The following is a 21,110-nucleotide window of genomic DNA, read 5'->3' as shown; positions in this document are numbered from 1 at the left end:
ATGATCCAATCGGGGAAAACGATTTTAATTGTAGATGACGAGCCTTTAACAAGAGAGGGCATTCGCAAAACCCTAGAAGCCTGGTCGATCGGGCGTTATCAGATACTCAGCTGCAGCAATGGCACCGAGGCGCTGGAGTTGTTGCAAACACGGCCCGTTCATCTGTTAATCACGGACATCCGAATGCCGGAAGTTACAGGTCTTCAAGTCGTGGAAGGCTCAAGAGCGATCGGAAACAAACCTGTCGCGATCATCATTTCAGGGCATCCGGATTTTCAATATGCCCAAACTGCTATTGAGTTAGGCGTCGTCAACTATTTGCTGAAGCCGATTCAGAAGAGCAAGCTGATCGAGGCTGTTGAACAGGCGCTGCGCATTGAGGAAGAACGAGGCCGCGTAGAGACGATGGAGAAAATGGTGGATTCTCGGCTGATGCAAGCCAAGACCGGTGGCAAAACCTATAGCCCTCCCGTCCAGCAGGCCGTGCTTTATGTGGAGGAGCATCTGCAAGATCCGCTTGGTATGAGCGATGTAGCGAGCTATATTCATCTGAATCCGAGCTATTTCAGTGCCCTTTTTAAAGAACAGACGGGTTTCACCTTCAGTGAATATGTGACAAGAAGCCGCCTTCAGAAGGCGAAAGAACTGCTGTTGCAGACAAGGCTGACCATCGCAGATATTTCCGAGCAAGTGGGATATCAGACGTCCAAATATTTTAACAAGCTGTTCAAAGAGTACGAAGGGACAAGTCCAAATCAATATCGGAAACAGACGATGGATGGGAATGATCGGATAGATACCTCGAAATAGTGGAAGTTTACCCGATAGCTGTTACTCCCTGCAACCGCAATGAAAGCGCTACAATAAATCACGTAGCACACAAATGATTGAGGGGGAAACAAACATGGTAAGAAAAACGCTTACATGGTCACTCACTACAATGCTAGGCTTATCCGTAGCACTTACAGGCTGCTCCAGCTCGACAGATACATCAACTTCATCGGCAGCACCGAAAGAGTCGGCCAAAGCAGCAGAGACAGCCGCAGCTACAACGCAACCCGCTAAAAAAGTCAACATCAAAATGATGCATCTCTGGCCGGCAGGAAACTCCGCAACGCAAAACAAAATTGTAAACGATATCATCACCGAATATACCAAGTTAAATCCTAACGTTACGATCGAACAAGAAGTGCTGGAGAACGAACAATACAAGAATAAAATGAAAGTGCTATCTACTTCGAATGCGCTTCCAGACGTAGGCTTCACTTGGGCAGCAGGCTACATGGACCCTTATGTAAAAGGCGATATGTTTGCCCCGCTGGACGATATGCTGCAAGGAGACTTGAAAGACCAATTCGTGAAAGGCACGACGGATGCTTATGCTTTCGGCGGCAAAACGTATGGTCTTCCTGTTGAGTTGAACATCGTACCGGTGTATTACAACAAAGCCATTTTCGCCAAATATAACTTGGCTCCGCCGAAGACCTATGACGAGTTCCTTAACATCGTCAAAACACTAAGCGCAGGCGGCGTGGCCCCAATCGCATTGGGTAACAAGGACCGTTGGACCGGCTCACTCTGGTACATGTACCTAGCAGATCGGATCGCGGGCTCCGAAACGTTGAAAAAAGCCATTGATCGCTCCGGAACTTTCAATGATCCAGGCTTGGTGCAAGCCGCTTCCGAAATTTCCAAGCTTGTTGACATGAATGCGTTCAATAAAGGCTTTAACGGGCTTGGCAACGACGAAGGTAAAGCGGAGTTCATGAATAGCAAAGCCGCTATGTATATGATGGGAACATGGGAACTGCCGAACTATACAACGAACAAAGATGTGCCACAAGCGTTCAAAGATCAAATCGGGTTCTTTAAATTCCCAACCGTTACAGGTGGAAAAGGAAACTTGGACAGCTGGGTTGGCGGACCAGGCGTAGGCTTGTTCGTTGCTAACAACTCTAAGGTGAAAGAAGAGTCCAAGAAATTCGTCAGCTTCTTCGTTAAGAAGTGGGGCGAGCACGCAATCACAGAGGCAGGCGTAATCCCAGCTACGAAAGTAGATACATCCAAAGTGAAGCTGCCACAAATGTATATTGATCTGTTGAATGAGCTCAATAAAGCAAGCAGCATTACCCTATTCGCCGATGTGCAAATGAAGCCTGCTTCCGCAGAAGTTCACTTGAACATGATTCAAGCTCTATTCGGTAAGGCTGTCTCGCCAGCGGATTTTGCCAAGAATCATGAAGATGCGCTAGCCAAAGAGGCGAAGTAAGCGAAACGAATAGGAACGATACGGGAAGGACATATCCCTGCAATCCTGCAAGCGATATGTCCTTTCGCTGTATCTGGCTTAGAGAAAGGGAGTGCCTGCTGTGGATAAAGTCATGTCGAATAAATCCATGATTGCTTTATATGTGATTCCCTCGTTATTCCTGCTTATAGCCTTGATCTACATGCCAATCGTGATGACTGGCTATTACGGCTTAATGAAATGGGACGGCGTTGGCAAGATGAGCTTCATCGGCTTGGATAATTATATAGAGTTGCTTCACGACAAATTGTTCTGGGGAAGCGCGAAGCATTCGTTCTTACTCGCGGTCTTCTCAGCACTCAGTCTAGTCGTCTACTTGGTTGTGGCTCTGGTGCTATCCGCAAATATTCGCGGTGCTAACTTATTTCGCAAAATTTATTTAATCCCCATGCTGCTTTCTTCCGTTGCTATCGCCCAACTATGGTTGAAAATTTTCCACCCGACGAACGGGGTATTGAATGCTATCCTAACGTCGCTGGGGGTCACGCATACACCGGAGTGGTTGTCCAATCCATCGATCGTTTTATACGCAATTTTCCTGCCAATTTTGTGGCAGTACGCTGGATTTTATATTTTGATCTATTACGCTGCCTTGAAAAATGTCCCGACCTCGCTGATCGAAGCAGCGCGCATTGATGGCGCCAGTCCATGGCGCATCGCTGTATCCATTCGCGTTCCGCTAATCGCGGAAGTGATGAAAGTAACGGTTGTCCTGGCTGTTGTTGGATCATTGAAATATTTCGATTTGATCTATGTTATGACAGGCGGCGGACCTAACGGATCCAGTGAAGTGATGGCTTCCTATATGTACCGCAAGGCGTTCAAAGGCTATGATTTCGGCTATGCCAGCGCCATCGGTTTTATGTTGCTCTTGATTTGTCTCGTTGTCACTTGGCTGATTCGTAAAGCAACAGCGGCCAAAGACGATATCCAATATTCGTAAATGAAAGGAGATTCCGATTCCGATGCAAATCGAAACGACCCGTCGCAGCACACAGACGTTAGCCGCGCGCAGCAAGCTGCCCGCGCAGATCGGCTATGGCGTCCTGTACATCATGTTAACGATTGTCGCCGTGATTCAGATTTTTCCTCTCTTATGGTTGATGCTGTTCTCTTTGAAAAATAATGAGGAAATTTTCAACTTGGCTCCGTTCGCTTTTCCAGAAAGGCTGCGTTGGGAAAATTATGAGAAGGTATGGACGCAGGGCCATATTAACAGCTACTTTTTCAACAGCGTCTGGATGACGTTAGTGTCGGTGGGGGTTACGGTGCTACTCGCCAGCTTCGTTACGTTCGCGTTAACTCGGATGAGATGGAAGCTGCAGTCGTTCGTGCTAGGATTGTTTATGGTGGGTCTGATGATTCCCGTGCATTCTACGCTCATTCCGTTGTTCAGTCTATTCATGAAAATGCACTTAACGAACCATCCGTTATCGTTGATTCTGTCTTATATTTCGTTCAATCTGCCGATTACGATTATGATTTTGCTCGGTTTTTACTACACGCTCCCGCGTGAAGTGGAAGAAGCAGCCGTTATGGATGGATGCTCCATTAACCGTATTTTCTTTAATATTACACTGCCGATGACGGCATCCGTGATATCGACAGCAGTGATTATTAACATCATTTACAATTGGAATGAGTTCATTTTCGTGAACACGTTCATCTCATCGGAAAAATATAAAACACTAACCGTCGGCGTTCAAAACTTCATCGGTCAATACACAACCGATTGGGGCGCTATTGGCGCTACCTTGATGATCAGCATTTTGCCAATCTTGATTGCTTTCGTCGTGCTCAGTAACCGTATCGTAGAAGGGATCGCAGCGGGTTCTGTCAAAGGTTAATGCCGTAAAGGATCCCCGAGCAATCGGGGATTCTTTCCAATAGCCGCGCTCCATTCATCGCTTCGAAACCACATTACCTCTAAGCCCAGTCATTTCATGGGTCCCATACCGTTTATTTTAACCTTAACCGCAAGATGAATGTCAGCCTCTGACAGAGTTTCTCCCCAATGCTCCTCCACTTTCTTGTATTGACGGTATTCATGAGCCCGCGCATAAAGTCCTAGTCCAATCGGATCTATTTGATTCTGCTGTATCTTCTTGATCAGGTTATTGAATTGCTGTTGCGTAAGTTCAGAAATCATTTTCTCTAACTCTTGCTTATTCTTTCGTACATCAAAAGGGAACAGGAGTTCTGTGATTGCGGCAGGCATAGTAATATTGATATCGAATCGAAATTTGTTCTGTTGGTAAGACGTTTTTATTTTCGTTTTCATGCCTTGAACCGATAGACTTAAATGGTCTGTATGAATTGGACCGCTTTTCTCTTGACCAGGAATGGGAAGTGTGAAACTAACAGGCTTCTTGGCGTTTTTATTTAATATTTGAAGTAAAATGGTTTCCTCCGCGCTGAGCGAAGTCATGTATTTCCCTTTATGATTAAGCAGCGTTGTGCCAACCAGCCTAATCTGTTTGGCATTGTCCAACTGGATTTCGGAGAGATAGGGTGTCACTCCCTTCTCGGACATTTGCCAATGCAGCTTCTGCAGTGTTGTTTTTGTCGTTTCCGATCTTGTGCTTTTCGTGTCAACCATCCCCCGCAACAATAAAGGCAACATCGGTTGATCTTTCGGATGCAGGAATATGATGTCTGAGATAGGCCCATCAATAGCGATGACTCTAGGTGTTAAAGGATTCTTCATATCACGAAAGTAGACGTCAAACAGGGGGAACCAGCCTTCATTTTCTAGGATGCGCTTCCCGATAAGTAAGACCTGAACTTTTCTGCCTGTAATAACGCCAGGTGCAAATTGATCTTCTTCCCCTCTCGCTTGACGAAGTGTTTGTGACTTCACTACGATATCTTGTGTTGTCTTTTTGATATCTCTACCGAACGAAGGGCTGTTTACATAGACAATTAAGTTATTTTCATTATCGAGATCCAGACCGAGTGCAAGGTTGCTTGTGGATTCTTCCAAATCCAACCGGTCACTACAGCCCGGAATGATTAGCACGCTTATAATGATGAAAATAGTGAATAGAAGCCGTTTGTTCATAGGTGCTTCCTCCACCCCAAACGATTATGCAGCCATATGTATAGGAGTAAACAAGAAGGAAACATATACTCGACAACAAAGCCGATCTGACCAAGCAAAGTGTTCATCCGTTCACTCTGAAAAAAAGTAGGCATGAAGAAGTACGTGCCTACAGCGATGAATAGCCAAAGCAGACGCAAATGATTGCGATGATCCTGCTTTCCGAATAACCAAGTTGTGCAAAAAACGCTCATGTACATCGTCGGTATCCAGGATAATGAAAAGATAAGTAAATAAAATGCAATAAATAACACTTCGATTCGTGCTATAAACTTAAACTCAATCGCTTTCAGTACATTGATCGTCGGTTCGTTGTACGTCAATATTTCATCTGGACTGAAATACACGAAACAGATAACGGTAATGAACAAATACATGAGCATCGTCAGTCCATACGAGATCACAATCCCGGCTGATGCCATCTGCTTATTTTTAAGAAATGGATAGAGAATAAAGGTGGTTGAAAAACCTATATGATAGTAGAAAGTGCTAGGTATCGCGGAGAGTACAGGATGCCATCCTTCCTGGAGCACAGGAAGCAGACGGAGCCAGTGAGCATCTTTGAGCGGAATCAAATAAACGAATGGGATCCATAAGGACAGGAGGATAATTAATTCCACGTATCTACCTAAGATGCGCGGGCCGTTACGCACAATGACATAAGTGGGAATGAGCAGCAGAAGCATAACGATATACGCCGGAGTTTGCGGTAATAGATATTGTTTGGTAATCAATATGGTATAGATAAGACTGGTATATCCACAGTAAAAAAGATAAAGAGCAAATAAGACGGCGCCCACTTTGCCTGCCCATTTGCCCATATACGTCGTCAGTAAATCTAACAAGGTACCCTCAGGGTACTTCTTCATCACCTGTATGACGATCAAACTCGCTCCAGATGTGATCAACCAGACGATGATGAGCGCGATCCAGCCTGACGTACCTGCATGTTCGGCTAATACGCGCGGCAACGACAAAAAGCTGAAGCTCACTACCATACCAAAGTTGAGAAAGATATACTGCATGATGGTGATTTCATTCATTGTATATTTATTCACTTGCTGTCCTCCTTTAGAGCTTTTATTTCACTCTTCCCATAGCGCCTATGATTGTTTTCACGGATACATGAATGTCAGCTTTGGACAGCGTTTCCCCCCAATGATCTTCCACATTCTTGAAATGGCTGTATGCGTGCGCCCGAGCATGGAACCCAAGCCCAATCGGATCAATTTTACCCCTTTGTATTTTCGCTATGAGACTTTCCAACTGCTGTTGGATTTGCACGGTTATCTTATTTTCCAGCTCAGTCCCGTGACTTCGCACGTCGTAAGGGAACATAAGCTCCGATAAGCCAACTCGCATGGTAATGTGCATATCGAACTGAAAGTTATCCTTGAGGTAGGATGTCTTGATTTTCACCTTGATGTTATCAGCGTTTAAACTTAATTTGTCTGTATGAAATGGTCCGACCTTTATTTCGCCGGGAATGGGGATTGTTAAGCTGACGGTCTTTTTCGTACTGTTTTGCAGTATTCGCAGTAGAATGCTTTCCTGTATGTTCAGTGAATCAGCAAAATGCCCTTTATGATCTAGCAGTGTTATACCAGTCATCGCAATTTGTTTATCGCGAACGCGAACCTCTGAGACGAGGGGAGTCTCGCCCGTTTCACTTAATTGTTCGTGAAGCTCTTGCAAAGTCGTATTTACCGTTTCCGATCTGACGTCCTTCGTATCGATCATTTCCCGAAGCAATAAGGGCAGTATCGGCTGATCTTTCGGATTTAGGTAGATGATTTCAGAGAGAGGTCCGTCGAAAGCAATGATCCTTGGCGTTAACGCATTTCTCGGATCACGAAACCAGACATCCGTTAGTTGGAACCAATTTTCTTGCTGCAGGATGCGCTTAGATAACAAGATGACTTGGATACTTCTGCCTTGAAAGACACCCTCTGTATAACTGTCATTTTTTTCTCTGGATTGACGATTCGTCTGTGGTTTCACCATGAGTTCCCGTGTTTTTTTCTCTACATTTTTACTGAAAACGGGAGATGTGCTATAAGCAATTAACTCGTTTTCTTTATCGAGATCAAAACCGACGAGTAAAGGAAATGAGGTATTTTCTAAATCTAATCTGTCACTGCAGCCGGGAATGATGATGATATCTATCGCGATAAGCAGAATAAAGAGGAATCTTTTGTTCATATGCGCTTCCTCCACGGTAAGTGATCATACATCCATAAATAGATAAGTAAGATACTAGGGAAAATGTATTCAATCGCAAAGCCAACGCGAGTAAGGAAATCACTCATGCGATCGCTCTGGTTAAAAGTTGGCATGAAGAAAAATGTAGCTGCAGCAAGGAAGAACCACAAGATCCGCAAATGATTGCGATGGTCATCCTTTCCCAGCAACCAGCTCGTGCAGAACACGCCCATGTAGATCGCGGGTATCCACGCTAATGAAAAAATAATCAAAAAAAATGCGATAAACAGCACGCCTATTCGTTCTACAAACTTAAACTCGATAGATTCTAAGATACTGATGATGGGTTCGTTTAAATTCTGAATTTCATCAGGGCTGTAATAGGCAAAACAGATAATGGTAATGAACAAATACCCAAACATTGTCAGTGTATCGGAGATCACAATAGCGCTAGAAGCCTGTTGTTTGTTCTTCAAGAACGGATACAAAATAAACGTAGTAGCGAATCCAATATACGAAAAGAAAGTTGTAGGCACCGCTGAGAATACGGGCATCCATCCTTCCTTTAAGAGAGGAAACATATTGAGCCAGTTGGCGTCTTTGAGCACTAGCAAATATACGAATGGTATCCAGCAGGAGATCATAAAAACGATTTCCGCATATCTGCCCAAGACGCGAAGTCCATTACGTGCAATCACATAAGTGGGGATGAGCAATAACAGCATGACGATAGATGCTGAAGTTTGCGGCAAAAGCCATGCTTTCGTAAGCAATACGGCCTGTACGAGACCCGTGTAGGCGTAATAAAAGAGATAAAGGGCATACAAGAAGGCGGCTGTCTTGCCTGTCCATTTGCCCAAATATCGTGAGAGTAGATCAAACAATGTTCCATCGGGGTACCTTTTCATCACCTGAATAACAATCAAGCTTGCTGCTACCGTAACAGCCCAGCCGATAATGAGTGCGATCCAGCCATCGGTACCTGCCTTTTCGGATAGTTTGCGTGGCATCGAGAAAAAGAAAACACTAATTTGAATGCCGCTATTGAGAAAAATATATTGCATAGAGGTGATCTCGTTAAATGCGTATTTCTTCATTTCCCATCACCTTTTGGACGATTTGATCCTTGCTTCTTCGCTTGCGTTGCTCTTGTGCTTAAAGGTCGCTTGCCCATTGTCCACAGTGGTAAACGGAAGAACGTATCTTTCCAATCGGCAAGTCTTACCGGTGCAAACGGAGTACCGTATGGTGTACCAAGTGATTCGAGCGCAATCAGATGACCGATCATGGTCATCAATGCAATAATGATGCCAACAAAGCCGAACATGGAAGCAGCTAGCATCATGACGAAGCGGATAAGCCGGACGGCTGCGACCATATCATAATTAGGCAGGATGAAAGAGGCAATGGCTGTAAATGCAACGATAATTACCATGGTATTGCTAATGAATCCTGCCTGAACGATGGCCTGTCCAATCACGATGCCTCCGACTATGCCAACAGTTTGCCCAACGGGTGCAGGGAGACGTACCCCAGCCTCACGCATCATTTCTAGCGTTAGCTCCATGATGATCGCTTCCACAAATGGCGGGAAAGGTACGCGACCTCTGAACTCGCCAATCGTTAGCAATAATTTAACGGGAATGATCTCGAAGTTATAGGAAATGACGGCAATGTAGAACGCTGGCAAAAAGATCGCGACGCAAAATGCGAACATCCGCAGCAACCGTATAAAAGTAGCGATCGACCAGCGGGTGCTGTAGTCGTCGATGTTTTGAAAAAATGCTGCAAATGCTGCCGGTGCTATCAATACGCTGGGTGAACAGTCTACGACAACAGCGATCCTTCCTTGCAATATTTGTGAAGCTGCAGCATCTGGTCTTTCCGTTGTAATGAATTGAGGGAATGGCGAATACGGATTATCCTCGATAAACTCTGCTAACTCGCCTGTATTAAGGATGGCATCGACATCAATTAGCGCAATGCGGTCTTCCAGTTCCTGCAGCACCTCAGGGTGAGCAACATCACTTAAATATAAAATAGAAACTAAAGTATTTCCTCTTTGCCCTACGATCATTTCCTTAATTTTTAATTCTCGATTTTGAATATAGCGACGGATTAAAGCAATATTCTGACTGCCCGTCTCAACAAAGCCTTGATGCGCTCCTTTTAAAGAAGTCTCAATCTGTGAGTCCACAATCGACCGCTGCGGCCAGCCTTGCGTACCTAGTGCGGAGGCTTTGGTCCACCCGTTCACGAAGAGTACACTATTGCCTTGCAAGATGGCATTCTCGACATGCGGCCAAGTAAACAAGCTTTGAACTTGGCCAACATTTACCGTCATATCGTCAAGCGCACTCCCGTTTCCCGTTTCAGTTTGCAGTGGGCGGAGCACATTGTTATTAATTGCGTTTTTATCTACAAGTCCATTTAAATAGACTAATGCTGCCTGCTCCTCAGACTTCTTAATGATAAAATGCCGCACAACCAGATCAGGGGTTTGACTGAATTGACTATTTAAATAGGTTATATTTTGCACCAAAGACGTGCTTATGGTGTTGCTAGGCAGCTGATTAACTTGCTCTTGAACCGAACGATACTTCTTCTGGCCGAACAAGTTTGAAAATAGCATCGATCTTCACCACGCTCATCCCATATTTTTCTTTTATTATCCAAGATTTCAGGGAATTTATTCATGCAGATGACATGCGAACATAGAGGTGGCATATACAAAAGCTCTACACTACATTACAATGGAACAATGTAATTAACCGATGGACAGATTATATGTTCATTGCATGATGTGACTTGTACATGAAGTGGGGTTTTTCGTATGAAAAAAGGTCTTGGCTATGCCATTATTGCTTACATTGCGTGGGGTTTGTTGCCCGTGTATTGGAAGCTTTTTGGATCGTTGAAGGCTGGGGAAATTTTATCGCATCGCGTGATTTGGTCATTCGTATTTATGGCAATTCTGATTGTCGTTGGAACAGGCAAATGGCAGCAATTTCGCAGCCTTGTCACCAATCGCACCAGTTTATTGCTGATGGGGGCAAGCAGCCTGCTCATTAGCACCAATTGGCTCATCTTTATATGGGCCGTTAATAACGGCCATGTGATCGAGACGAGCCTCGGGTATTACATTACGCCGCTCTTCAACATTATGTTGGCGGTGCTGTTCTTACGGGAGAAGCCGACGGGTAGACAATGGCTGGCTGTGGTTTTGGCAGGAATTGGTGTTCTTATTGCAACGATAGATTATGGTCGATTTCCGTGGGTATCACTCACGTTAGCAGCTACTTTTGGCTTATACAGCCTGGTGAAAAAGAGAGTCACCTACGATGCCGCAACCGGGCTCGCGGGGGAAACCGCATTCGTTTTTCCTATCGCCGTAGTCTACGTTGTCTACTTATCTGCTACGCATCAGGATGCCGCTTGGACCCTGCCGCCGATCACGCTGATCTTGCTATTGCTGGCAGGTGCAGCCACTGCGTTGCCCTTGCTCTGGTTTGCCAAGGCTGCTGTACAACTGCCGCTGTCTATGCTGGGCTTCATTCAGTATATCGGACCTTCGATTACGCTGTTGCTTAGTATCTTCGTGTTCAAAGAGCAATTCTCGCTCATGCTTATGATTAGCTTTGCGTTCATCTGGAGTGCATTGATCGTCTATGCATTCGCATCAATTCGTGTAGCGCGAACGGTAGCCGTTACGGATTAGGACGAAATTTGAGTAGAAGTGTGTGCTCAGTTGAGTAGCTAATTTTTCAATTAGATGTAAAAAGTACATCTATTTCATCCGTTTTACGTGAGATTTAGTGAATAGATGTAAAAAGTACAGCTAATTTGAGGCAGATTGCCGGATTGGTGAGTAATGGAGCAAATTAACTGTAGAATATCCATCTATTGCTCCAAAGTGGAGAAAATCAGCAGAAATAACAACATAAAATCCATCTAATTTGTTTGTGGCAGCGGTGGAGGAGTTAAATTTCCATATGGCCCAAAAGCACAAAGAACCCCGCTCGAGAGCGAATCTCGAGCGGGGTTTTTCTATGTCACGCGCCGCGATATTTCCAGACACAAATGGCGGAATTTAATTTCATTAATTTAGTAATTGTTGAAATAAAATTTCCATAATCGCCTTGAATTTTACAATAAATTTACTTCAGCATCTTGTTTTTTCACCTAATTATCCGTATGATGGAGGTGATTTCAGCTTGGATAATCTATGGTGAGTAGGGAACCTATATGTCAATAAATGATAATATTTTGATCAAAATTCGCGATATGAAAGACAGCCTAACGCCCGTGGAGAAGTTAGTGGCCGAGTATATATTAGATCATGTGGAGGAGATTCCACATCTCTCGATCAAGAGCCTCGCGCAATTCACCAAAACGAGTGATGCATCTGTCCTGCGCTTTTGCAAAACGATGGGGTATAAGGGCTATCGCAACTTTATCGTGAGCATTTCAGCTTCGCTGGGATCGATGGATGAGGAGCAGAAGGACCAATATACCGATATTCAACCTGGTGATGATCTCTCTACGATTATCTCCAACATTTCGCATAATAATAGCAAATCCATTGAAGATACGCTCAGCGTGATTGATCGCAATGAAATTGCCCGCGCGGTCAAAGTGTTAGTCGCTTGCAATCGTATTGTATTCTTCGGCATCGGAGCATCGGGGCTAGTTGGCATGGACGCTGAGCAGAAATTCTCACGCATCAATAAGATGTGCCACACATACACAGATGGTCATAGTCAATTAACTGCAGCTACGTTGCTTGGAAAAGGTGATGTCGCGATCTTCATTTCCAATTCGGGCAGCACGATTGAAATTCTAGATACGCTCGAGATCGCCAAGAAGAACGGCGCCACAATCATAGCCATTACGAAGTATAATAAAAGCGCTTTAGCGGACAACGCGAATATCGTTCTTAGCATTTCGACACCGGAAGTGACGATTCGAAGCGGCGCTATGGGTTCGCGCATTGCGATGTTGACGGTCATCGATATCCTTTTTGCAGGGGTAGCGAGCAGCGAATATAAGCATGTGAAGAAGTATTTGGCCAAGACACATGATATTATTGCCAGCTCCAAGCATAGAAGATAAATGTTACGAACACACTAACGATGTCCTTTCAGGCATCGTTTTTTTGTCGAAATATAAGAAATAAAAAATCAATATTTTATTTTACTGTAAAATAAAATTTCAAAAAGTATTGACCAAGTTGAAATTTTTCGTTAGTATAAGAGGGGTAAAGAGTACAGCAGGCAGGAGGACAGCAGCTATGGATGAGTATCTATCGGGTTTAACTACGGAAGAGATTAATGATAAGACACAGACAATTGACGAAAGTTCAACAGAGCAAATGCTCCGAATGATGAACGAACAGGATGCATTGGTTCCAGCAGCAGTCGGAGCCGAGATATCACAGATCGTGAAAGCGGTTGATATTTTGCATGGAGTTCTCAAAAACGGTGGCAGGATGCTCTACGTAGGAGCTGGTTCTTCTGGCAGACTCGGTGTGCTTGATGCATCTGAATGTCCTCCAACCTTTGGCATTGATCCCCTGTTGGTGCAAGGTCATATCGCCGGTGGCGATGGGGCGCTGCGAACAGCAGTGGAAGGTTTTGAAGACAACGCTGAGGAGGGGGTCGCCCTCATTGAACGATGCGGAGTAACAGATAAGGATGCGGTAATTGGGATTACAGCCAGCGGAAGTGCACAATTCGTAATTGCTTGCTTGAAGAAAGCGAAAGAAATTGGTGCGGCAACGATTGGTGTCGTGAATAACAAGAATTCCAAATTGGTAGCTGTTACAGATGTGTGCATCGCACCAGTAGTTGGGCCGGAAGTTATTATGGGATCTACTCGTCTGAAGGCGGGTACAGCACAGAAGCTGGTCCTTAACATGCTGACTACAGGAACAATGGTTAAGCTTGGAAAGACGTATAACAATCTCATGGTCGACATGAAGGCTAGTAATATTAAGTTGTACGATCGCTCTATTCGTATCATTCGAATAGCGACGGGAGTGGATGAATCCACAGCGATTGCCCATCTTGAGAAAGCGTCCATGAACTGTAAACTTGCCATTATGATGATTAAAACCGGCATGGAAGTGAAGGAAGCGATCGATGCATTAGAACAGTGTGAGGGTAGTTTGAAGAGAGCCATACGTACCTTTGTAAAAGTTGTTTAATCATTTTAAAACAAAAGGAGAGACTTGATTGTAATCAAGGATCCCTAACCTAGGAGGTTTGTTTTTCATGAAAAGAAAAATGCCCGTATTAGCTTCTGTTGTAGCTTTAACAATGGCACTAACAGCTTGTGGCAGTAATTCTGGTACGAAAGAAACAACTACACCAGCAGGTTCTGCAGCTCCTGCAGCTACAGCCAGCACTGCGAAAGACACGATCACAGCTTTGCTTCCTCCCGTTTCACCGAACTATCAGAAGAATTTTGAGCAAATTTCCAAAGACTTCACGGCGCTTTATCCGAATCTTACGTTGAAAATCGAACCAGCTAGCTGGGAAGATGTGAAACAGAAGCTAGATACACAAGTGAATGCAGGCAGCCCGCCGGATATCGCTTTTGGTGGTTCTGATGGCATTCCGAAGTATATCGAACAAGGCTTGTTGATGGATATTACGAGCACTGCAACGCCAGAAATGATTAACGATTACGATAAAGCTCCGCTTGAATATATGAAGAACGGCAAAGGCTTGTACGGCTTCCCGGCCTATATGGAAGTTCATGCACTTGGCGGTAACAAAGAGTTCTTAGAGAAAGCCGGCATTGATTGGAAAAAAGTACAGACCAATGGCTGGACTTACACGGAATTCCGCGATGCGATCAAAAAAGGCGTAGTTACGGAGAATGGCAAGACGAGATACGGCTTCGTATTCGCTGTTAAAGGTGTAGCCGCTGTGGATTACCTAGGGATTATGGCTAAAAATGCAGGCATGCCGCATGCGTTTAATAAAGATTTGAAATATGCGTATACTAGCAAAAATTACTTAGGCTTGCTGAAGGATCTTCGTGCCTTGATCGACGATGGTTCCATGCCGAAAGAGCTTAGCTCTGTTGATGCGGGTAAACGTTGGAACATGTTCTTGACCGGACAAACGATGATCACAGGTAAAGGTCTTGCAACATTCGAGAACTCTGCAAAAACGAATAATGCGAAGATTAAAGCGGCTGATGGTTCCGCGGTTAAAGACAGTATCCCAGTTGACTACGTCGTACTACCAGCACCAACGTTCCAAGGCGCGAAGCCTTCAGCTGCAACTGTTGTTGATGGTTACATGACGTTCCGTGGTAAGAAAGAACCGACTGCAGAACACAAAGCAAATGTCGTGAAAGCCGCATACTTCCTAGCTAGCGGTAAAGTTGCAGCAACGACGAATAACGATTTGTTCGCGGCACATATTACACAAAGCGCTAAAAAAGAAGCAGCTACTATGAAAATTGACAGAAACCCTGACAACGTTGCAGCGGTAGATAACATGCTTAAAAATGCAACGCCAGCTCGCTCTGACATTCCATCTGAGTTGTCTGCTAAAGCAATCAAGCTAGAAACAGAAGTGATCGTTCCTAAATTCCAAGGACTAATCGCAGGTGAAGTTACACCTGAAGCGATGTATGAAGCTGTTAAAGCTGCTGCCATTGCTGCCTTCGGTGCTGACGGAATCGTTAAAGACTAAGAATATGGCATAATCCTCGGATAGTCGGGCAGCACATTGCACGACTATCCGAATCATTTTAAGCAAGTTGTGAAAAGAGGGTTGAATCGTATGGCAGTAATGGCGAAGTCGATAAAGCGAAAAAGAATTAAGGGAGATGGTACCTGGGGATATATCTTTATTGCTGTGTCCTTACTTGTGTTTGCCATGTTCACAGCCTACCCGGTCGTAAGCGCGTTCATCATAAGTTTGCAGAAGTACAAACCACTAGGCTCCACCTATGTCGGATTTGATAACTATGCAAGCTCATTGAAGGATGGCCTGTTCTGGCAAGCTATGAAGAATACGCTTGTGTATACGGTATTGACTGTACCGGTTAACCTGTTTCTCTCAATGGCGATTGCCATCTTGATTCTACCGCTTAGAAAGAAAACACAGTCCTTTTTTAAAGGGATTTACTATTTGCCTGTTGTAGCTTCAGGTGTTGCTTTATCTGTTGTGTGGCTATGGATTTTCGATCCTTTAGAGGGTGGAATTCTAAATCAATTGATTCATTTCTTTGGCTTTGAGAATCAGAACTGGCTGGGTTCCAGTAAAACAGCTATGTTTTCATTAGTATTGATGTCCTGGATGTCCAGTCACGGTACCAGCATCATTATTTATTTGGCCGGCTTGCTCGGAATTGATGATACGTACTATGAAGCAGCGGAGATTGATGGCGCGAATTTTCTCCAGAAGCTGTGGCACATCGTCGTTCCTAGTCTTAAACCAGCAACTCTATTCCTGCTAGTAACTGGTGTGATCGGTTCCTTCCAGGTATTCCAGAACGCTTATCTCATGACAGGTGGCGGACCTAACAATGCAACGACGATGGTGGGGTTACTCATCTTCAACAATGCATTCACGTATTTTGAATTTGGCAAAGCAGCGGCACAATCTCTGATTCTAGCCGTCATCATAGCAGTAATTTCCGTCATTCAATTTAAATATGCAGGGAAAGACGTTGAGTACTAAGAAAGGGGATGATAAAAAATGTCTTTATATAGCAATCACGCAGGCAATCCAAAAGTAAAAACAATCCGTAACTCCATTATTTTTATCGCCCTTCTTCTTTTTGCTCTGGCGACGATTTTCCCAATTTACTTTATGTTCATTTCTGCACTCGGAGATCCCGTAGAAGCGGGTGCGGTTAGTTATTCGATTTTTCCGACCAAAGTCTCCTTTGCTTCTTTCAAATTTTTCTTTGACTATAGTGATTACTCCTACCGGTGGTTACTGAATTCACTGATCGTGGCAGTAACGGTAACGGTGTCGAACGTGATTTTCGCCAGTATGGCGGGGTATGCCTTCTCGAAGCTGCGCTTCAAGGGAAGAGGCTTTCTATTCGGACTGTTACTGATGTCCATGATGATCCCTTACCAAGTGACACAAGTACCCTTGTACATTTTAGTTGTAAATGTATTCCATTTGCAAGATACGTACAGTGCGTTAATTATGCCAGGGCTTGTAACGGTCTATAATATTTTCTTGGCGAAGCAGTTCATGAGCAGCATTCCGAACGAGATTATGGAAAGTGCCAAGATTGAAGGATGCAGCCAGTTCCAAATTTATCTCCGGATCATTCTGCCTCTATCCAAAACGGTTATGGCCGTTATGGCGATTCTGACCTTTATGGATAGCTGGAACACCTTCTTCTGGCCGCTTCTCGTTACCAACACGATGGAAATGCAAACCATTCAAGTTGGACTGAAGAACTTCCGTTTTGCCAACACGACGTACATCGCGCCGATGATGGCAGGGGCTACGATTTCAGCGTTGCCGATGTTTATCTTGTTCTTCAGCCTACAAAGATACTTCTTAGAAGGTGTTACCGTAGGTGCGGTGAAGGGCTAGTTTCGGGTCAAAAGGAGGCAGCAGCATGCTGATAACTTGGGATGCTTCGTATCAGCAAGCCGTTATCGCGTTATGGAATGATGCCGCGGTGAAGGATGGCTATAAGGAGCTTACAGAGCAAAGCTTTGATGTGATTTTTGCGGGGAACCCCTATTGGGATAAGGAAAATACATTCCTTCTACTTGAAGATGATGTTGTTATCGGCTTTGCCTGTGGATGTACGGGGGATGATCTCCCCCTTGGCGATGCAGCCGGATATATCACATGTATTGTGTTAGCTGGCGGTTATGATACCGATGACAATTATTTAATGCTATTAACTGCTTTGGAGAACCGTTTTAAGCAACTGGGCAAGGTGCAAGCCGATATTCTCTTTTTCAACCCGATGCTATTGCCGTGGTATATCCCGAATACACCGAAGCATGAGCATAATAATGCGCCGGGCGTACCCGTAGAGAGCAAGTTATATGGATTTCTGCTCGGTGCAGGTTATATCGAACGTGCGAAGCAATGCGCTATGTATCTCCATTTGTCAGCGTTTACGATGCCCAGCGAATATAGCGTGAAAGAAGCGAAAGCGAGCGCAGATGGGTATACTCTCGAGAGGTTCGACCCAGGTAAACACGTTGGTGTGGAAGATATGCTGGAGGGCTTCGGAAATCCATTGTGGGTTAGGGAGATCGGTGGCGCGACGGCGCAAGGTGTGCCCGTTGTCATTGCAGCCCATGGAGGCAAGGTTATTGGTTTCGCAGGGCCCGTCATTCGTCAAGTGAATGGACGAGGGTATTTTGCTGGTATCGGTGTGCTTCCTGACCATGAGGGGCATGGCTTAGGCAGTCTTTTATTTTATAAGCTATGCGAAGCATTTAAGGAAATTGGAACCGAATACATGTCGCTATTTACGGGGATGTCGAACCCAGCCATCCGCATTTATGAACGAGCAGGTTTTCAAACGGTGAAACATTTTGCTGTCATGAGAAGGGAGTTTGCCTAATGAGCGAGCCAAAATTGACCATTCTAGCTATCGGAGGTCACGTCGGAGATGCGGAATTAACAGCAGGCGGCGTGCTAGCCCATCACTCTTTGAAAGGTGATCGAATCGTTACTTTAGCATTAACGGCGGGGGAACGCGGTGTTCCTGCTGGACAAGACATGAAGGAATATCGTGTGCAAAAAGTGAATGAAGCCAGAACCTTTGCCGAGATGCTTGGCGGGGAGTCCATCGTCTTTGACATTCCCGACGGTGAACTGCAAGATAACGAAGAAATGCGCTATCGGGTATGCGATGTCATTCGCGAAGTGAAGCCGAACGTGATTATTACACACTTTAAAAATAGCATGCATAAGGATCATATGACGACACACCGTATTGTGAATGATGCGCGCTTTTTCGCTGGGCTAGCTTCGTTTGAGAGAGAGAAGCCCGCGCACTTTGCGGCTAAACTGTATTACGCTGAGAACTGGGAGGATGCTGTTGATTACGTTCCTTATGTCTATGTCGATTTCCCGAAAGAGGCGTTTGATCTCTGGGTAAAGGCGGTTTCGACACATTGGTTCGTAACGGGCAGCAAATCGTTCCAGTACCTAGAATATTACAAGCATCTAATGCGTGTACGCGGTCTCGAAGCGAGAAAAGAATATGCGCAGACGTTCATGGTGCCAGAAGAAACGATGCGAATTCGCCAATCGGAATTATAACATTGATGTATATAACTGAATGACATACATGCATACCAATGACTGTAACGAGGCTTGAGCTTGTTGCAGTCATTTTCAAATCAAGGCATCTATGGGGGAGGCAGCCATGATCTTCAATGGTATTGATTGTATAGATAAGTATGCTCACTTGTTCACGGGGAAGCGTGTAGGGCTGATTACGGCACCTACGGGTTTAAACAAGGATTTCGTCTCAACGATACAAATCTTTCACGAGAAGTTCAACTTAGTGGCGTTGTTTTCGCCAGAGCACGGGGTTCGAGGCGATTTAGCAGCGGGTGCGCTGGTTGACACCTACCAGGATCCGCAGACGGGAGTTCCCGTGTATAGCTTATATCGGAAGGATTCCAAACGTCTAACTCAGGAAATGCTCGATGAGGTCGACATCATCGTCTACGATATCCAAGATGTGGGAACCCGTTATTATACATTCCTTTATACGATGCTTTATGCCTTGGAAGACTGTGCGCGGGCTGGAAAAGAATTCGTCGTGCTGGATCGCATCAATCCGCTGGATGGGGTAACGGTTGAGGGCAATGTGCTGCAAAGCGGCTTTGAATCTTTTGTCGGCAACTACCCGCTTAGTGTTCGTTATGGCATGACGCCGGGTGAGGTCGCGCTGATGGCGAACGATGAGAAGGGGTGGAATGGCAAGCTGCATGTTGTCCGCTGTGAAGACTGGGACCGGAACATGCTCTTCCCGGAAACGGGACGTCCATGGATTATGCCATCCATCGGCATTCCGCGATTTGAGACCGTGGTGCTGTATCCTGGCACTTGTATTATAGAAGGAACGAATCTGTCCGAAGGCAGAGGAACGACAGCCCCGTTCGAGATTATAGGAGCTCCGTTCATTGATGCACAAGAGTTAGCGAATGAAATGAATGCGAAGCAATTGACAGGTGTCGTGTTCCGTCCCGTGTATTTTAAGCCGTCATTTTCCAAATTTCAGGGAGAACAATGCGCTGGTGTGCAGATTCATGTGCTCGACAACCGCACGGTTCGTCCCATTGATATTGGCGTTACACTCCTGTACACGATTCGGGACAGGTATGAGCAATTTTCATTTTTGCCCCCTCTGAGAGAAGGCTCAAGACCGTTCATTGATTTGCTTGGCGGCGGAAGCTATTATCGTGAGACTGAGGTTAACGTTCCAGCTCTGCTAGAACAATTCCGTGAGGAGAGCTATGAATTTGCTCAAAGGAAGCAGAAATACCATCTGTATTAGAGTGCATTAAAGCTTGTGGAGGTGACATGGATAGATGAAGCGATATGCAGTGGGACTTGATGGCGGAGGTACGAAGACCGCAGTTACCATCGTCGATGAGCTCGGTAACGAGGTTCACACGTTTACATCAGGGGCCATTAACTATAATGGGCAGGACCAGGCAAGTGTTGGGGCTAGTCTGGCGGAGATCTTCCGGACAATCGATCGCGTATGCGATGGGCTTGGGCATTGTGCGCAAGTGTGCATCGGGGCTGCTGGCGTTAGCAATCCAACGGTTACGACCCGATTGGAAGCGAGTGTTCGCGCATGCGGGTATGAGGGCGGATTGTTGATCACAGGTGATCAAGATACGGCGCTTTGCGGCGCGCATAACCGGGAACTCGGGATTATTTTGATTGCGGGAACAGGTTCGATTTGTTATGGCAAAAATGAAGAGGGAGCCACGCATCGCACTGGCGGCTACGGCTACCTCATAGATGATGAGGGCAGCGGCTACAGTATTGGAAGAGATCTGCTGTCTGCCGTCGTGCGGGCTCATGATGGGCGATTGCCTGCGACTGTCGTTACTGGAATGGTGTTTGAGCAATTAGGCATGACTTCGATTGGGCAAATTATCGGGTTTGTCTATGACAAACAGACGAATAAGAAGGATATCGCAGCTTTGGCGCCTATTTTATCAAGGGCGTGTGAGCTTGGGGACCAAGCGGCACTGGCCATTGCTGACAAAAGTGCACGCTCGTTGCTCGAACTAGTCGTACCTGTAGCGGAAAAACTGTCCATGCAGGACGGTGTTCTTGCTATGGCAGGGAGCGCGCTGCTGAAGAATAGCTTCATACAAACAACGTTTGTAGCGTTGCTCAAAGAACGTTATCCAGCCATGACTTGTATAACACCGAAGAGTGATGCGGCGAGTGGTGCTGCTTTGATGGCACTAAACCGTATGCTGTAATTAAGGAACGAGAGAAGGAAACAACG

19 protein-coding genes are annotated in these 21,110 nt (G+C 45.3%); 14 read left to right on the top strand and 5 right to left on the bottom strand.

The features are described 5' to 3' along the window. The 4 genes from AC58PV_RS05310 (at nt 1) to AC58PV_RS05295 (ending at nt 4,155) form a co-directional block, all read left to right on the top strand. Nucleotides 1–810, top strand: coding sequence for a response regulator transcription factor (locus tag AC58PV_RS05310; protein ID WP_497431226.1), 810 nt, complete (start codon nt 1–3; stop codon nt 808–810). Nucleotides 811–904: 94 nt separating this feature from the next. Then, nucleotides 905–2,269 carry an extracellular solute-binding protein gene (locus AC58PV_RS05305; RefSeq protein WP_497431225.1) on the top strand — a complete coding sequence of 455 codons (1,365 nt, stop codon included), beginning with the start codon at nt 905–907 and terminating at the stop codon, nt 2,267–2,269. Nucleotides 2,270–2,369: 100 nt separating this feature from the next. Beyond that, entirely contained in the window at nt 2,370–3,251 is an 882-nt protein-coding gene (locus AC58PV_RS05300) for a carbohydrate ABC transporter permease (RefSeq protein WP_497431224.1), read from the top strand. Between the two features lie 22 nt (nt 3,252–3,273). Next, a complete protein-coding gene (locus AC58PV_RS05295; RefSeq protein WP_497431223.1) occupies nt 3,274–4,155 on the top strand; it encodes a carbohydrate ABC transporter permease in 882 nt (293 codons plus the stop codon). An 89-nt stretch (nt 4,156–4,244) separates the two neighbouring features. Here AC58PV_RS05295 and AC58PV_RS05290 read toward each other — a convergent pair whose 3' ends face one another. From AC58PV_RS05290 to AC58PV_RS05270, 5 genes are read right to left on the bottom strand one after another with little or no spacing between them, the layout of a single operon-like run. Then, a complete protein-coding gene (locus AC58PV_RS05290; protein WP_497431222.1) occupies nt 4,245–5,369 on the bottom strand; it encodes a Ger(x)C family spore germination protein in 1,125 nt (374 codons plus the stop codon). Further along, nucleotides 5,366–6,466: a GerAB/ArcD/ProY family transporter gene (locus tag AC58PV_RS05285; RefSeq protein ID WP_497431221.1), complete on the bottom strand. Its 1,101-nt coding sequence runs from the start codon at nt 6,464–6,466 to the stop codon at nt 5,366–5,368. The genes AC58PV_RS05290 and AC58PV_RS05285 overlap by 4 nt, the downstream gene beginning before the upstream one ends. A gap of 22 nt (nt 6,467–6,488) precedes the next feature. After that, the gene (locus AC58PV_RS05280; RefSeq protein WP_497431220.1) at nt 6,489–7,610 is read right to left on the bottom strand and encodes a Ger(x)C family spore germination C-terminal domain-containing protein; all 1,122 of its coding nucleotides are present in this window, start codon (nt 7,608–7,610) and stop codon (nt 6,489–6,491) included. After that, complete coding sequence (locus tag AC58PV_RS05275) at nt 7,607–8,707, bottom strand: GerAB/ArcD/ProY family transporter (RefSeq protein ID WP_497431219.1); 1,101 nt, start codon at nt 8,705–8,707, stop codon at nt 7,607–7,609. The genes AC58PV_RS05280 and AC58PV_RS05275 overlap by 4 nt, the downstream gene beginning before the upstream one ends. After that, entirely contained in the window at nt 8,704–10,242 is a 1,539-nt protein-coding gene (locus tag AC58PV_RS05270) for a spore germination protein (RefSeq protein ID WP_497431218.1), read from the bottom strand. Before AC58PV_RS05270 ends, AC58PV_RS05275 begins: the two co-directional genes overlap by 4 nt. Before the next feature lie 201 nt (nt 10,243–10,443). On the opposite strand from AC58PV_RS05270, the gene rarD reads away from it, so the two are divergent. From rarD to AC58PV_RS05220, 10 genes are all read left to right on the top strand, one after another. Next, on the top strand, nt 10,444–11,328 hold the full coding sequence (gene rarD / locus AC58PV_RS05265; protein WP_497431217.1) for an EamA family transporter RarD: 885 nt from the start codon (nt 10,444–10,446) through the stop codon (nt 11,326–11,328). Between the two features lie 527 nt (nt 11,329–11,855). Continuing rightward, nucleotides 11,856–12,722: a MurR/RpiR family transcriptional regulator gene (locus tag AC58PV_RS05260; protein WP_497431216.1), complete on the top strand. Its 867-nt coding sequence runs from the start codon at nt 11,856–11,858 to the stop codon at nt 12,720–12,722. Between the two features lie 178 nt (nt 12,723–12,900). Further along, nucleotides 12,901–13,815 (top strand): N-acetylmuramic acid 6-phosphate etherase, encoded by a 915-nt coding sequence (murQ, locus tag AC58PV_RS05255; RefSeq protein WP_068663318.1) that lies wholly within the window; start codon nt 12,901–12,903, stop codon nt 13,813–13,815. A gap of 67 nt (nt 13,816–13,882) precedes the next feature. Beyond that, nucleotides 13,883–15,319 carry an ABC transporter substrate-binding protein gene (locus tag AC58PV_RS05250; protein WP_497431215.1) on the top strand — a complete coding sequence of 479 codons (1,437 nt, stop codon included), beginning with the start codon at nt 13,883–13,885 and terminating at the stop codon, nt 15,317–15,319. A 90-nt stretch (nt 15,320–15,409) separates the two neighbouring features. Then, nucleotides 15,410–16,312 (top strand): carbohydrate ABC transporter permease, encoded by a 903-nt coding sequence (locus tag AC58PV_RS05245; protein ID WP_497431214.1) that lies wholly within the window; start codon nt 15,410–15,412, stop codon nt 16,310–16,312. A gap of 18 nt (nt 16,313–16,330) precedes the next feature. Beyond that, nucleotides 16,331–17,191 carry a carbohydrate ABC transporter permease gene (locus AC58PV_RS05240; protein WP_497431213.1) on the top strand — a complete coding sequence of 287 codons (861 nt, stop codon included), beginning with the start codon at nt 16,331–16,333 and terminating at the stop codon, nt 17,189–17,191. A gap of 25 nt (nt 17,192–17,216) precedes the next feature. Continuing rightward, nucleotides 17,217–18,185, top strand: coding sequence for a GNAT family N-acetyltransferase (locus AC58PV_RS05235; RefSeq protein WP_497431212.1), 969 nt, complete (start codon nt 17,217–17,219; stop codon nt 18,183–18,185). Then, a complete protein-coding gene (locus AC58PV_RS05230) occupies nt 18,185–18,889 on the top strand; it encodes a PIG-L deacetylase family protein (protein WP_497431211.1) in 705 nt (234 codons plus the stop codon). Before AC58PV_RS05235 ends, AC58PV_RS05230 begins: the two co-directional genes overlap by 1 nt. A 106-nt stretch (nt 18,890–18,995) precedes the next feature. Next, the gene (locus AC58PV_RS05225; protein ID WP_497431210.1) at nt 18,996–20,135 is read left to right on the top strand and encodes an exo-beta-N-acetylmuramidase NamZ family protein; all 1,140 of its coding nucleotides are present in this window, start codon (nt 18,996–18,998) and stop codon (nt 20,133–20,135) included. 34 nt (nt 20,136–20,169) lie between these two features. After that, complete coding sequence (locus AC58PV_RS05220) at nt 20,170–21,084, top strand: N-acetylglucosamine kinase (RefSeq protein ID WP_497431209.1); 915 nt, start codon at nt 20,170–20,172, stop codon at nt 21,082–21,084. The last annotated feature ends 26 nt before the right edge of the window (nt 21,085–21,110 follow it).

It is taken from the genome of Paenibacillus sp. J22FR83 (assembly GCF_059691955.1).
This window is presented reverse-complemented; position numbering and strand designations above follow the sequence as displayed.